Here is an 11,588-nt window from a genome sequence, read left to right on the forward strand (position 1 = left end):
TTCTGTCGCCGCGAATACTCAAATGTTGATCAGTGCCCGGTGCGGCGACGGGCTTCGATATCAGGAGACGATGATGGAAAAAACAGAAAACAAACCGATTGTAATTGGTGCTGATGCTGCTCCGTTTAAGTTTGAGTTGTCTCAACTGGTGGAGATGCGCATCAGTGATGAATGGGGTGAGGTTAAAGCTCGCGCTCAGTATGCGGATGGCGAAAACCAGTACTTACTCCACTACAAAGCTGCTGATGGTCGCGCCACGACGGAGTGGTTTGGTGAGTCAATGCTGGAAGCAACAGAAGATGATCGCCATCCAGGTTGTCCGGTATTTGCCTGCATGAAATTACCGGAAGGCGCAGTCGTTACTGAGTAACAGGCATTACAGCAGCCCTTCAGTGAGGGGCTGCGATAATGCTATCGGCCTGAATATCTCTATTGAAAACAGGAGGCGAAATGTCTGAGCGAAACTATGAAGCGATTGGACGCTGCGTTGTTCTGAGAAAGCGCATTGAAGAAAATCTTTGCGCACTGCAGAAAATAAAATCGGAAATTATTTCTGCTGAAGTTCCGTTTTTATTAGATTGGCGGTTGTGTGGTGGTTATTCACTGGTGTTGAGCGTAGAAGCGAATGCAAATCGCTGTCGTGAATTGCTTGATGAGACAATGCAACTGGTCAGTGAACATAATCAGCATGCAGTGGCGGCAGGACAGGATGCAATCTGTGTTATCCACAAGGGATAAGCACCTCCATGCCATCACGAATCCCCCGCGCATGCCGTAAGCGAGGCTGTGCAGGCACAACGACGGACAGTTCTGGCTACTGCGATAAACATCGTGGTGAAGGATGGACACAACACCAGCGCGGACTGAACCGCCACCAGCGCGGCTATGGCTCAAAATGGACGGTGATTCGTGCCCGTATTCTGAAGCGCGATAAAGGTCTGTGTCAGTTGTGTCTGCGTGTCGGTGTGGTGCGCGAGGCGAAAACTGTCGACCACATCATTCCGAAAGCGCATGGCGGAACAGACGCAGACAGCAACCTGCAGAGTCTGTGCTGGCCCTGCCACAAAGCGAAAACAGCGCGCGAACGAATCAGGTGATAATTATTCTCACTTGTGGGGAGGGCGGGTCAAATCCCTGCAGCCCTGGCTGTCCGGGACCGCCCGCCAACCCTTCTTCGCATCGCCGCAGGTTCGAAAACTTTTTTTTGGGAATGCGATCAAACGATTGATAGGTAAAACCGATTATGTCAGGACCCCCGAAAACCCCGCCACGCCTGCATTTGATACGAGGCAACCCCTCAAAGCGCCCCGTTAAAGACCCAAAAAAAACCGCTAAAAAGGATGAAAAAGGTCTCCCTAAAATTCCGCAACATTTAGGGTCGCAGGGGAAGTACTGGTTCAGGCGAATGGCGGAAGAACTGAATGCGGAAGGGATCATTTCTCAGCTTGATGCGCGTGCACTCGAGTTACTGGTGGAAGCCTACACCGAATACCGGCATCACTGCGAAACACTTGATGCTGAGGGTTATACCTACCGCACGGAAACGCAGAACGGTGATGTGCTGATTAAGGCACACCCGGCTGCTGCGATGAAAGCGGATGCCTGGAAGCGGATCCGGGCGATGCTTGCAGAGTTTGGTATGTCACCGGCAAGCCGGGCGAAAGTAAATACCGCCGGATCGGATGATGTTGATCCGCTGGCGGAGCTTTTAAAAGCGAGAGACTGATGGCAAAAGTGGCTGACGGGATCCGCTACGCCGAACGTGTTGTTGCAGGAGAAATTGTCGCTGGCGAATTTGTCCGTCTGGCCTGCCAGCGTTTTCTTGATGATCTGAAGTACGGCGAAGAGCGGGGGATTTATTTCAGTGAACCCCGTGCGCAGCACATCCTGAATTTCTACAAATTTGTGCCCCATGTAAAAGGGGCGCTGGCAGGCCAGCCCATTGAACTGATGGACTGGCATGTATTTATCCTCATTAATATTTTTGGTTTTGTCATTCCGCTGGTCAATGAAGAGACCGGGGAAGTTGTCATGCGCAGCGATGGCAGCGGACGTCCGGTGATGGTGCGCCGGTTCCGGACGGCGTACAACGAAGTCGCCCGTAAAAACGCAAAATCAACCCTGTCATCGGGTATCGGCCTGTATATGACGGGGGCAGATGGTGAAGGCGGTGCTGAGGTGTATTCAGCCGCAACCACGCGTGACCAGGCCAGAATTGTGTTTGAAGACGCCAAAAATATGGTCAGAAAAGCCCGGTCGACACTCGGGCGGTTGTTTGATTTCAACAAGCTGGCGATTTACCAGGAGCAGAGCGCATCAAAATTTGAACCGCTTTCCTCGGATGCAAACAACCTGGACGGTCTGAACATCCACTGCGCCATTATTGATGAGCTGCATGCTCATAAAACCCGTGACGTGTGGGACGTTCTGGAAACGGCAACCGGTGCCCGTCTGCAGTCCCTTTTATTTGGCATCACCACGGCTGGCTTTAACAAGGAAGGGATTTGTTACGAGCAACGCGATTACGCCATCAAGGTATTGCGAGGCTATAACAGCGACGTGGAGGGCGCGGTAAAAGACGACTCCTACTTTGCAATTATTTACACGCTCGATGAGGGAGATGATCCGTTTGATGAAACGGTCTGGCAGAAAGCGAATCCCGGCCTGGGCATCTGTAAACGCTGGGATGATCTGCGTCGTCTGGCGAAAAAGGCGAAGGAGCAGGTCTCGGCACGGGTGAATTTTTTCACGAAGAAAGTAACATCACGCCGTAACAGCAGTGCGGCCTGTCCTGATTTTTTTAGTAACTAAATGAAAGAAAAAGATTTTTTCTTTTTCGTCGTTTTTGTTTTTTCTGGATGGTTCTGGCTGTTTTCATCATTTGTGTATTGCACTGTGTATTGCAAAAACGGGTTATAAATCACATGGCGCTAAACAAACTGAGCGATAAAAAACTTCGTTCCCTGCTTGGGCGCAGGAGTGAGAGGCAGGAAACCATCGCTGATGGTAACGGGCTTTCGGTACGGGTCAGTAAATACGGATGTGTTAGTTTTGTTTTCTTTTACAGACTGGCGGGAAGGGGAACCGCGCCCATCTGGCTGACACTTGGAAAATATCCTGATCTGAGTCTCAAATCAGCGAGAGAGATGCGCGATCAGTGTCGAACTTGGCTTGCGGAGGGCAGAGATCCACGGATTCAGATAAAAATTGAACGGGAAGCCACCTTGCAACCTGTTACCGTTCGTGAGGCACTTGAATACTGGCTTGATAATTATGCAATGGATAAGCGTAGGGGAGCAGAACATATCAGGCAGTGCTTTGGTAAACATATTTATCCGGTGATTGGTCATGTACCACTTAGTGATTGCTCTATATCTATGTGGATCAAGTGTTTTGACAAAATAAAAAAAGTAGCACCTGTACAGGCCGGAGCTTTGTTGCGTATATCAAAACAGGCGCTTAAATTTTGTAGGGTAAGAAAATACGCGATTAGTCATGAAATTGATGATCTTGAGGTCTGTGATGTGGGAAAAAAGTCTGCGCGAAGAAGCAGGGTTTTAACAGATGATGAAATCAGAGATTTATGGCGAAGTATTAATACTGATTATGACAATCACGAATTATCATATGAAAACCGAATTATTTTACGTTTCCTGGTAGTTTTTGGTTGTCGACTGTCAGAAGTATTACTGTCGTCCTGGGTAGAGTGGGATTTTGATAAGAAATTATGGCGCGTTCCCGCTGATCATAGCAAAAATGGCAGGGAAATAATCAGACCGATTCCTGATGGCATGTTTAACTGGTTAGTTACGTTAAAAAAAATAACAGGTAACAAAGAAAATGTGATTGGGTTTGATATGCGTCAGTGTACGGCAAGCGTAACTATCGGTAAGACATGGAAAAGGATGAAACACTCGGAGAAATGGACGGCGCATGATATGCGAAGAGTGTTTGCCACAAAACTAAGTGATCATGGTTTTGAACATAATGTGGTTGAACAGTTGCTTGGGCACACATTAGGCGGTGTTGCCGGGGTTTATAACAGAAGCCAGTATATGGACAGAAAAAAAGAAGCTATGAACTGGTGGTACGACTATCTGAATAAGCAAATTAGTGGTGACAGTAATGATTCAAATAGTTACGCGTGAAGAACTTGAAAATGATAAAACAATCGACAGGATGATTAAGGAAGATGAATGTGCATGGTTAACAGCTCTTGGCAGGAGACACAGAGCATTACTTGAAAAGGAAGGAAAATTTCCACGTAAAATATGTATTGGCCCACAAACAAAAGTCTGGCGCTTATCTGAGGTGCTGGAATGGGTAAAGGGTGAATGGAAACCCTGAACTAAATTAAATGAGATATAATCAACCCGTCTTTTGGCGGGTTTTTTTATAGGTGATATTTTTATGCAAAAATTTATTTATCCTACACCCGAAGAACGCATTCAGATTCTGAAAGATCATGGCGAACCGTATGATCGCCGTATACGCGAACATGAGTGTGCCAATCGTACCGGGCTTTCAAGAAGCAGACGTTGGGTACTTGAACAGGAGGGAGCATTTCCTGCTCGTGCTCATTTAGGGAAAGTGTCTGTTTCCTGGTTGCTCTCTGATGTGCTCTGGTGGGTTATGCATCCGCCAGGAGTAAAGGAAGTAAACAGCCCATACAAAAACGCCAATAAGTAATTACCGACAACCCCGCACCACGCAATGCGGGGTTTTTTGTATGTGAGGTAGAAAGTGATGAATAAAAATATTGCCGCGACGGGCAAGGGTGACGCACGTCATATGAAAAAATTCTGTGATATTCGTGATCTGGTCGTTCTGCGCTTTGATAGTGTGAACGTTCGCGTGGTGTATCTGAACGGCGATCCGTGGTTTGTTGGCGCTGATGTGTGTGCGGCGCTGGAAATTAGCAACGTTACCGATGCTGTTTCAGTTCTGGATAGCGATGAGGTAATGACCCTAGCTTTAACCGAGGGTCATTCAGGTAAGCGTGGTGGTGCCAGAAGTTGGAATGTTGTATCAGAATCAGGTTTTTACAAGTTGATCGCCAGAAGTCGCAAAGCTGTTAATCCTAGCACGTTCGCCCATCGTTTCAGTAATTGGGTATTCAGAAATGTGATACCGGGTATCAGAAAAACGGGGGCTTATGGTATCCCGTGGGGCGCATTACAGGATTTTTCCCGCCGCAAAGAGCAATACCAGATAAGTGCCAGCGAGAAGGGGAGGGAGCTACAGGCATGTAAGCGCAAAAAGCGTGAGCTGGAGGAAGAAGAAAAAAGGCTGATACGTGAATACCAGCCTGAGTTTTACTTTGGTGAGCGTATTCAGTAACCACACGCGGTGTTGATTATACGGTACATCGTGTTGACCGGGAAGCTACCCACCAGCAAGGCAAAATCTTCTGCTAAAAAATGACATATGACCAGTCGTCCGGAAAGCATGAAATTTTACAAAAATGGAAAATGAAGATTTTTATTGTGCTGGTGGGTAAAAACAAAAAGCGCCCCGTTACCGGAGCGCCATTGCGAACAATTAACCTACTGCGCAAAAAATGAATCTGTGCGGGGGGATTATATCAACCGTGGTCGAAATGACCATAGTTGCAGGATAACAGGCAAAACAAAGGCCACCCGCTACGGTGGCCCCTCGACACAAGCTACACGTTATCCCCAACGCATGAGCATAACCAACAATGCCACATTTACGGCTGGTGGGCAAATCCTGAGCTGTTCTGTAATTACAGGAACTACGGCATTGTCGCGGTTAGGTTATGCTCAACTTTTTTTCAACTCTATATCGCAAGCACGCCGTAATATATCGCCTTCATTGCTTCCGCAAAGATTCTTTTTCTCGAAGCATGATTTTAAGATAAAGGCGGCGACAATTAGAACAATCGCACAGAGTGCACAATTTTTAAGTTTTGGCATCTTTTACTCCTATGGTTGCCGCCGTGATTCCTCACACCACGGCGCTGATAGTAATTATTCTGATTCTTTGGCCTTGCGGCGCTGGCGGCGTTTGATCTCGCCACGCATGGCTGTAACGATAAACTGCGCGTCTGTTTCGTTTTCCTCTTTGACCAAATTCATTTCGCTTAAAACTTCTAGAGGGATTCTAGCCGTTTTTTGTTGTGATTTGTTGTTGGTTGTACCCGTTGGCATTACTAGCCTCCTTACTGTTAGGTGGCGTTCAGTATACGTAGAAAAAAAAAATAAAAAAAAGCTTGAAGTGCAAGTCACCTAAAAGTAGCATAATCCTCAAAGGTGACTTGCACCTTAAAGACAAAGCCCCGCAAGTGTCGTTACCACTCACAGGGCTTCTAACCACCAACGATAACGAGAGTATCGAGGTAGCTATGTTAAATCATACCACACACCCGCAAGGGCGGGACTCGCACAACCTGAATAAATATATCTGGCGTTTTATCGCTCTGAGCACGGCACAACCGCGCGTGATTACCATTGAGGCCACCAGTGAACAGGAAGCCTGTCAGCAATCACCGGCTGGCTGCGTGATGGTATTCGCCGCCCATATTCGTCAGGGGGTGCACCATGTGCAATAACACCCGTCCGGACTCAGCCGCCGAAGCTATCAGAACGCTAATGCACGCGCTGATTGATATTTCATGCACGGCAGCAACCGCAGAAAAACACATTACCAGAGAGACGGAATATGCAGGGGCGATAATCCCGCATTCGCTGGCATATGTGCAGCTTAGTGCCGACATGGCACTGGATGAGGCAGGCAAAATTCTTACCGCAGATATCCAGGGGGGACGCCATGCATAATCATGAAGCGCACTTACCTGTAGTGCTGAATGTGCCATCAGATTATACGGGGCGCGTACTGGTGTATCTGGAAAAAGGCCGGGTTAAATGCCAGTGCCGTTTAATGGAAAACGAATTTATCAGCACTCTTGCGGGATTTTCTGAAATGCTCACTAAATCTGGTGTTAGTGCAGACCAGTTACGCGGGGGCGATTATGCGAAATAAACGTGATATTGAAGACCTGGCATTTGAAGCCCTGCACTCTGCGAAAAAGATCAGGGAAGTCGTCAATATGTGGATGAACAGCCTTAGCACCGATGAATCCGATAGCAGAGAAGAAATTCTTATTTCTTTGTTGTTAGACCTGGCAAATACACAGGTTTCTCTGACATCTGATATTGAGCTCGCCGCTAAAAAGCTGCCTCTGGAGTAAAAAAACATGAAAAAGAAAAAATTCTGGCTTTACTGCCAGCGGTCACGCTCGGCCTGAAATCCGCCCCGGTGATATTTTCCGGGATAAATACGGCAGCACGATAACGATTAAAACTGTCGATGATTTTCGTGTGACCTATATCCGCGAAGGTTATGCGCATCCCTGCGTGTCGTCACATATGCGCTTTGACAGGGAGTTCACCTTGGTAAGCAAAGCACCACCAGCAGAATTAAGCGACATCGACAGAATCATGCGCGTTACAGGAATGGAACGCATTAAGGCAGTACGTGAAATTATTCGTGAACGGGGAAAGGCAAAATGAAGCGCGCACCAAACTTAAAGCACCAGCCAGCCGATAAAATGACGGAGGTTATCATCTTTGCGGGTAGTGATGCGTGGAGCCATGCGAAAGAGTGGCAGGAATGGGCAGGTAAGCATATTGCCGCCGACAATGTGCCGCCTGTCGTTCTGTCAGATGAACACCTGAAAGATATTACCGGTTATCAAATTATTGATGATAGTCGTCAGTGTGTGCGTGTTTACCGCGCAGGGCACATCACTGAACGTAGCCTTACACAGATCGTCACGTTGCTGGCTGTGGCTGGCGTGAAGACCGTATACGAATACGCGGGGATAACTGACACCAGCCCGGCGGATTTATCCGACCAGTTGCCTCGCCTCAAAGACGAATACGAGCGCGGGGAAAGTCTGGTGTTGCCCTTAAAGAAAAAAATCACAGAAAGCCCGGGTGATGATGAATTAAAGCCCCGCGTTGAAAGCCGCGCCGATGGTGTTTTCTGGGTAACGCCAAAAGTGGATAAGCAGTCAGGCGAAATTATCCGGCCTGAGACGTGGTTATGTTCCCCGCTTGAACTACTGGGAACGGGGACAATCGGTAAAGAGCATTACCGCGTGATGCGCTGGAAAAAATTCGCAAATCATGAAGTCATCACAATGGCGGTTCCGTGCGGTGGCATTGGCGACCGTGACGGCTGGCGGCTGCTGAAAGACCACGGACTGAACGTAACAACTAACGGCAAAAATAGGGCTATCCTGGCTGACTGGATGCAGTTAAGCGGAAGCCATGAGGAATGGCAGTTAAGCACAACAACGGGCTGGCATTTTGGCGCGTACATCATGCCGGACGGTTCGGTCATTGGTGATTGCGAAAAGCCAGTCCTGTTTACCGGAAAAACGGCTGCTGTTAATGGCTATTCCGTGGCAGGAACGGCGGAGGGTTGGCGCGATACCGTGGCGCGGCTGGCTGGTGGTAATCCGTCCATGATGCTGGGTGTGGCGGTATCGTTATCCGCACCATTAATCGGGCTGGTGGGTGCTGACGGCTTCGGGGTACATCTTTTCGAACAGTCATCGGCAGGGAAAACCACCACACAGAACATCGCATCCAGTTTATGGGGAGAGCCGGACGCACAACGGCTGACCTGGTACGGCACGGCGTTAGGTATCGCCAACGAGGCCGAAGCACATAATGACGGGCTGTTACCCCTGGATGAAATAGGTCAGGCCGGAAACGCGCGGGAGGTGTCCACGTCAGCCTATACGCTGTTTAACGGTTCCGGGAAATTACAGGGGGCAAAGGACGGCGGCAACAGGGAGATAAAACACTGGCGAACGGTGGCAATCAGTACCGGAGAAATGGACGTTGAAACATTCCTCAAAACGGAAGGGATAAAAGTCAAGGCGGGGCAGCTTGTCCGCCTGCTTAACGTGCCAATGGAAAAAGCCACACAATTTCACGAATACAGCACCGGAAAGGCACACGCAGACGCGTTAAAGGATGCCTGGACAGAAAATCACGGGGCGGCGGGGCGTGAATGGGTTAAATGGTTGGCAGACCATCAGCAGGAGGCAAAGGACACGGTAAGGGCATGCCGTGAACGGTGGCGCAACCTGATACCGGAGAGCTACGGCGAGCAGGTACACCGCGTGGGTGAGCGTTTCGCCATACTGGAGGCCGCGCTTGTGCTTTCCGGTCATGTTACTGGCTGGGATGTTCAGGCGTGCCGCGATGCCATACAGCATAATTTTTATGCCTGGGTGAAGGAGTTCGGCACGGGTAACAGGGAGTTTAAACAGATGGTTGAACAGGCAGAGGCTTTTTTAGCGTCGTTCGGATTCAGCAGATACCTTCCGTGGCCCAACACCGACGAGCGTGATTTACCGATTAAAGAGCTTGCCGGATACAGAAAGGGGAGTATCAGAAACGAAGATGACGAGTTCCGTTTTTACACGTTCCCGCATGTATTTGAGGGTGAGATAGCACAGGGATTTAATCCGTCTCACTTTGCCCGCGCGTTGAGTGCTGCCGGAATGCTGGAAGCGGGTAACGATCGCCGTTACAAGAAAAAGGCGCTCGGCAAAATTGGGGGGAAGCAGCATGTTTTTTACGTGCTGATGTTCCAGCCTGAGGCAGAAGATTAACCCCTGTGTGAGGTGAAAAGTTGCGGGTTATGCGGGTTATCCTGTGTATAAGTGCATTAACTGTATGAATAAAAAGGAAATCAATAACCCGCACGTAACCCGCAAAACGGCAGTTATAACCCGCAAAAGTGCGATTATAACCCGCAGAATTTCACCGTAAGGGTGTAAACAAGCGTAACAATCAACGTTAAAACCGGAGAACAGACAGCATGACAGCACAGATAGCAGCTTACGGGCGGCTGGTGGCTGACCCGCAGTTAAAGACCACCAGCAAAGGGACACAAATGGCGATGGCGAGTATGGCAGTTCCCCTGCCGTGCAGCCAGGCAGATGACGGAACGGCGACGATGTGGTTATCCGTCCTGGCGTTTGGCAGACAGGCCGACGCACTGGCAAAACACCACAAAGGCGAACTGGTGAGCGTGGCGGGTAACATGCAGGTAAGCCAGTGGACAGGTCAGAACGGCGAAATGCGGCAGGGTTGGCAGGTCATCGCAGACAGCGTAATCAGTGCGCGAACGGCGCGACCGGGCGGCAAAAAAGGCCAGCAGGGCCAGGCTACTGACGCACTGAACAGGGCAAAACAACAGGCGGGGAATGATGATCCGTACGGGGACGGGATACCGTTTTAAGCAGTGAGGTACAGCATGATTAAAGACAGCAAAGCGGAAGAACTGGAGGCTAAAGGGCTGTACCGGAGAGCGGCGGCGCGTTGGGCTGATGTTATGTGGCTGGTGAGCACTGACAAGGAGCGCGAACAGGTGGCAAAGCGTCGCGCGGAATGTATCCGTAAGGCAGCGCGCCAACCAGTCATACCGGATAATTTCGGAATACTGAAAGAGGCCATAAACCGCACACATACCGGGATGGGCTTACAGAAACCTGGCGGTGAGATGTTCAGGAACTACCCGAAAAAAAAGGATAATTGATAACGGTTGTTAACTGTTTCTGGTATCGTGGCAGCAGGAGGAAACATGCCAGTGACATTTGAAGAAGTCCAGCAACATAAAAAGCTTCATGATTTTGATGATCTGGAAACCACGACAGTAAAAAAATATCGCCGGCTGCTTTCTTCCGATGCGTTATTTTTTGTGGATCATCATGATTTTCTGCGTAGCTCACTGACCGGGGAAATTTTCGCAACCAACCGTGAGCAGGTGGAAGCGATGATCGAATATCTGTGGAAAATAAGGCGCAGAATGCGTGATCCCGTGAAACGGTAGAATAATAATGGCCTGGTATTTTCCAGGCCATTTTTTTTAGAAGTCGATCTCTGTATCGCGATTAAATTCATCGCTAAGGTAAAGTGCTTCGCTTGGGCATTTTCCGTTTTCCAGTAATGTTTCCCAGAAATCTTTATCGAAACACCCCTCAAGATACAGATAGCGGCAGATGTGAAGTAAATCACTTCGTGTCCATCCGTGCATGCTGCTACTTGTTACACCATATTCACTTTCTAGTTTATAGAATGTGAGCGCCTCCCGGTCGTGCCAGGCTTTGCACAGACGATCGTATATCTTTTTAGCTTTGTTTTTAGATGTGCCGAAAAACTCTTCGTAAATTTCATGTGGGCGAGCAGGAATACTTCCGTCGCCATCCTGCAAGAAAGGATAAACATCTGCCTCCCAGGCATACACGTAAGAATCGCTGAACTCATCATAGTGTTTACCAAGGTGGAGAATCTGCAATCGTTGCTGAATGAACATTGCTTTTTTCAGTTCATTTTCTGACATAGTTCGTTCCTCCTGATTGACGAGCAGAAAATGTACGGAACAGCTTATTTATTTTTTCAGGTTTTGTAAATTATTTGTTCGTGGTTGTTCCAGGTTGTTCGGTGATTCTGGCTGATGTTTACATACTGATTTTTATGTATATGTTGGCGTGTGGCACTCAGACGTGAGCCGCCACAATGCCGCCTGACCCCCTGCGCGATGCC

At 48.8% G+C, this 11,588-nt stretch carries 19 protein-coding genes and 1 pseudogene; 18 read left to right on the plus strand and 2 right to left on the minus strand.

Annotation, left to right across the window (positions count from 1 at the left end):
- The first annotated feature begins 73 nt into the window (after nt 1–73).
- The 9 genes and pseudogenes from FFT88_RS04260 to FFT88_RS04300 all read left to right on the plus strand — a co-directional run bounded on the left by FFT88_RS04260 (nt 74) and on the right by FFT88_RS04300 (nt 5,340).
- Nucleotides 74–370, plus strand: coding sequence for a hypothetical protein (locus tag FFT88_RS04260; protein WP_135404463.1), 297 nt, complete (start codon nt 74–76; stop codon nt 368–370).
- Between the two features lie 80 nt (nt 371–450).
- Complete coding sequence (locus FFT88_RS04265) at nt 451–738, plus strand: hypothetical protein (protein ID WP_135404227.1); 288 nt, start codon at nt 451–453, stop codon at nt 736–738.
- Nucleotides 739–746: 8 nt separating this feature from the next.
- Nucleotides 747–1,097, plus strand: coding sequence for an HNH endonuclease signature motif containing protein (locus tag FFT88_RS04270; protein ID WP_135404228.1), 351 nt, complete (start codon nt 747–749; stop codon nt 1,095–1,097).
- Between the two features lie 146 nt (nt 1,098–1,243).
- Nucleotides 1,244–1,726, plus strand: a complete 483-nt coding sequence (locus FFT88_RS04275; protein ID WP_135404229.1) for a phage terminase small subunit P27 family — start codon at nt 1,244–1,246, stop codon at nt 1,724–1,726.
- Nucleotides 1,726–2,754, plus strand: a pseudogene (locus tag FFT88_RS04280) (terminase large subunit); the annotation flags it as partial. The gene FFT88_RS04275 and the pseudogene FFT88_RS04280, both read left to right, overlap by 1 nt.
- A 170-nt stretch (nt 2,755–2,924) precedes the next feature.
- Nucleotides 2,925–4,148, plus strand: coding sequence for a site-specific integrase (locus FFT88_RS04285; protein WP_001197052.1), 1,224 nt, complete (start codon nt 2,925–2,927; stop codon nt 4,146–4,148).
- Nucleotides 4,126–4,347, plus strand: a complete 222-nt coding sequence (locus tag FFT88_RS04290; protein WP_135404230.1) for an AlpA family phage regulatory protein — start codon at nt 4,126–4,128, stop codon at nt 4,345–4,347. Before FFT88_RS04285 ends, FFT88_RS04290 begins: the two co-directional genes overlap by 23 nt.
- Before the next feature lie 63 nt (nt 4,348–4,410).
- Complete coding sequence (locus FFT88_RS04295) at nt 4,411–4,689, plus strand: AlpA family phage regulatory protein (RefSeq protein ID WP_001168899.1); 279 nt, start codon at nt 4,411–4,413, stop codon at nt 4,687–4,689.
- Between the two features lie 57 nt (nt 4,690–4,746).
- A complete protein-coding gene (locus FFT88_RS04300; protein ID WP_135404231.1) occupies nt 4,747–5,340 on the plus strand; it encodes a BRO family protein in 594 nt (197 codons plus the stop codon).
- A 650-nt stretch (nt 5,341–5,990) separates the two neighbouring features.
- Here FFT88_RS04300 and FFT88_RS25510 read toward each other — a convergent pair.
- Nucleotides 5,991–6,170 (minus strand): YlcI/YnfO family protein, encoded by a 180-nt coding sequence (locus tag FFT88_RS25510; protein ID WP_135404232.1) that lies wholly within the window; start codon nt 6,168–6,170, stop codon nt 5,991–5,993.
- Between the two features lie 194 nt (nt 6,171–6,364).
- On the opposite strand from FFT88_RS25510, the gene FFT88_RS25515 reads away from it, so the two are divergent.
- From FFT88_RS25515 to FFT88_RS04350, 9 genes are all read left to right on the plus strand, one after another.
- A complete protein-coding gene (locus FFT88_RS25515; protein WP_240731057.1) occupies nt 6,365–6,571 on the plus strand; it encodes a host cell division inhibitor Icd-like protein in 207 nt (68 codons plus the stop codon).
- On the plus strand, nt 6,561–6,797 hold the full coding sequence (locus FFT88_RS04315) for a hypothetical protein (protein ID WP_135404234.1): 237 nt from the start codon (nt 6,561–6,563) through the stop codon (nt 6,795–6,797). The genes FFT88_RS25515 and FFT88_RS04315 overlap by 11 nt, the downstream gene beginning before the upstream one ends.
- Nucleotides 6,790–7,002: a hypothetical protein gene (locus tag FFT88_RS04320; protein WP_135404235.1), complete on the plus strand. Its 213-nt coding sequence runs from the start codon at nt 6,790–6,792 to the stop codon at nt 7,000–7,002. Before FFT88_RS04315 ends, FFT88_RS04320 begins: the two co-directional genes overlap by 8 nt.
- Complete coding sequence (locus FFT88_RS04325; RefSeq protein WP_127767160.1) at nt 6,992–7,210, plus strand: hypothetical protein; 219 nt, start codon at nt 6,992–6,994, stop codon at nt 7,208–7,210. The genes FFT88_RS04320 and FFT88_RS04325 overlap by 11 nt, the downstream gene beginning before the upstream one ends.
- A 58-nt stretch (nt 7,211–7,268) precedes the next feature.
- A complete protein-coding gene (locus tag FFT88_RS04330) occupies nt 7,269–7,532 on the plus strand; it encodes a DUF4222 domain-containing protein (RefSeq protein ID WP_135404464.1) in 264 nt (87 codons plus the stop codon).
- On the plus strand, nt 7,529–9,652 hold the full coding sequence (locus FFT88_RS04335; RefSeq protein WP_135404236.1) for a DUF927 domain-containing protein: 2,124 nt from the start codon (nt 7,529–7,531) through the stop codon (nt 9,650–9,652). The genes FFT88_RS04330 and FFT88_RS04335 overlap by 4 nt, the downstream gene beginning before the upstream one ends.
- Before the next feature lie 209 nt (nt 9,653–9,861).
- On the plus strand, nt 9,862–10,284 hold the full coding sequence (locus tag FFT88_RS04340) for a single-stranded DNA-binding protein (RefSeq protein WP_135404237.1): 423 nt from the start codon (nt 9,862–9,864) through the stop codon (nt 10,282–10,284).
- A 15-nt stretch (nt 10,285–10,299) separates the two neighbouring features.
- Nucleotides 10,300–10,581 (plus strand): PerC family transcriptional regulator, encoded by a 282-nt coding sequence (locus FFT88_RS04345; protein ID WP_135404238.1) that lies wholly within the window; start codon nt 10,300–10,302, stop codon nt 10,579–10,581.
- A 45-nt stretch (nt 10,582–10,626) separates the two neighbouring features.
- Nucleotides 10,627–10,875 carry a hypothetical protein gene (locus FFT88_RS04350; RefSeq protein WP_001145409.1) on the plus strand — a complete coding sequence of 83 codons (249 nt, stop codon included), beginning with the start codon at nt 10,627–10,629 and terminating at the stop codon, nt 10,873–10,875.
- 36 nt (nt 10,876–10,911) lie between these two features.
- On the opposite strand, the gene FFT88_RS04355 is transcribed toward FFT88_RS04350, so the two are convergent.
- Complete coding sequence (locus tag FFT88_RS04355) at nt 10,912–11,385, minus strand: hypothetical protein (RefSeq protein WP_105485376.1); 474 nt, start codon at nt 11,383–11,385, stop codon at nt 10,912–10,914.
- Between the last annotated feature and the right edge of the window lie 203 nt (nt 11,386–11,588).

Origin of the sequence: Escherichia sp. E4930 (assembly GCF_005845405.1) — a bacterium.
Classification (GTDB): Bacteria; Pseudomonadota; Gammaproteobacteria; order Enterobacterales; family Enterobacteriaceae; genus Escherichia.

Coding starts and splice junctions, on each gene's coding strand:
- FFT88_RS04265 (WP_135404227.1), top strand. CDS start 451: ATGTCTGAGCGAAACTATGAAGCGATTGGACGCTGCGTTGTTCTGAGA.
- FFT88_RS04355 (WP_105485376.1), bottom strand. CDS start 11,385: ATGTCAGAAAATGAACTGAAAAAAGCAATGTTCATTCAGCAACGATTG.
- FFT88_RS04270 (WP_135404228.1), top strand. CDS start 747: ATGCCATCACGAATCCCCCGCGCATGCCGTAAGCGAGGCTGTGCAGGC.
- FFT88_RS04315 (WP_135404234.1), top strand. CDS start 6,561: ATGTGCAATAACACCCGTCCGGACTCAGCCGCCGAAGCTATCAGAACG.
- FFT88_RS04345 (WP_135404238.1), top strand. CDS start 10,300: ATGATTAAAGACAGCAAAGCGGAAGAACTGGAGGCTAAAGGGCTGTAC.
- FFT88_RS04290 (WP_135404230.1), top strand. CDS start 4,126: ATGATTCAAATAGTTACGCGTGAAGAACTTGAAAATGATAAAACAATC.
- FFT88_RS04300 (WP_135404231.1), top strand. CDS start 4,747: ATGAATAAAAATATTGCCGCGACGGGCAAGGGTGACGCACGTCATATG.
- FFT88_RS04335 (WP_135404236.1), top strand. CDS start 7,529: ATGAAGCGCGCACCAAACTTAAAGCACCAGCCAGCCGATAAAATGACG.
- FFT88_RS25510 (WP_135404232.1), bottom strand. CDS start 6,170: ATGCCAACGGGTACAACCAACAACAAATCACAACAAAAAACGGCTAGA.
- FFT88_RS04275 (WP_135404229.1), top strand. CDS start 1,244: ATGTCAGGACCCCCGAAAACCCCGCCACGCCTGCATTTGATACGAGGC.
- FFT88_RS04260 (WP_135404463.1), top strand. CDS start 74: ATGGAAAAAACAGAAAACAAACCGATTGTAATTGGTGCTGATGCTGCT.
- FFT88_RS04285 (WP_001197052.1), top strand. CDS start 2,925: ATGGCGCTAAACAAACTGAGCGATAAAAAACTTCGTTCCCTGCTTGGG.
- FFT88_RS04320 (WP_135404235.1), top strand. CDS start 6,790: ATGCATAATCATGAAGCGCACTTACCTGTAGTGCTGAATGTGCCATCA.
- FFT88_RS04340 (WP_135404237.1), top strand. CDS start 9,862: ATGACAGCACAGATAGCAGCTTACGGGCGGCTGGTGGCTGACCCGCAG.
- FFT88_RS04350 (WP_001145409.1), top strand. CDS start 10,627: ATGCCAGTGACATTTGAAGAAGTCCAGCAACATAAAAAGCTTCATGAT.
- FFT88_RS25515 (WP_240731057.1), top strand. CDS start 6,365: ATGTTAAATCATACCACACACCCGCAAGGGCGGGACTCGCACAACCTG.
- FFT88_RS04295 (WP_001168899.1), top strand. CDS start 4,411: ATGCAAAAATTTATTTATCCTACACCCGAAGAACGCATTCAGATTCTG.
- FFT88_RS04325 (WP_127767160.1), top strand. CDS start 6,992: ATGCGAAATAAACGTGATATTGAAGACCTGGCATTTGAAGCCCTGCAC.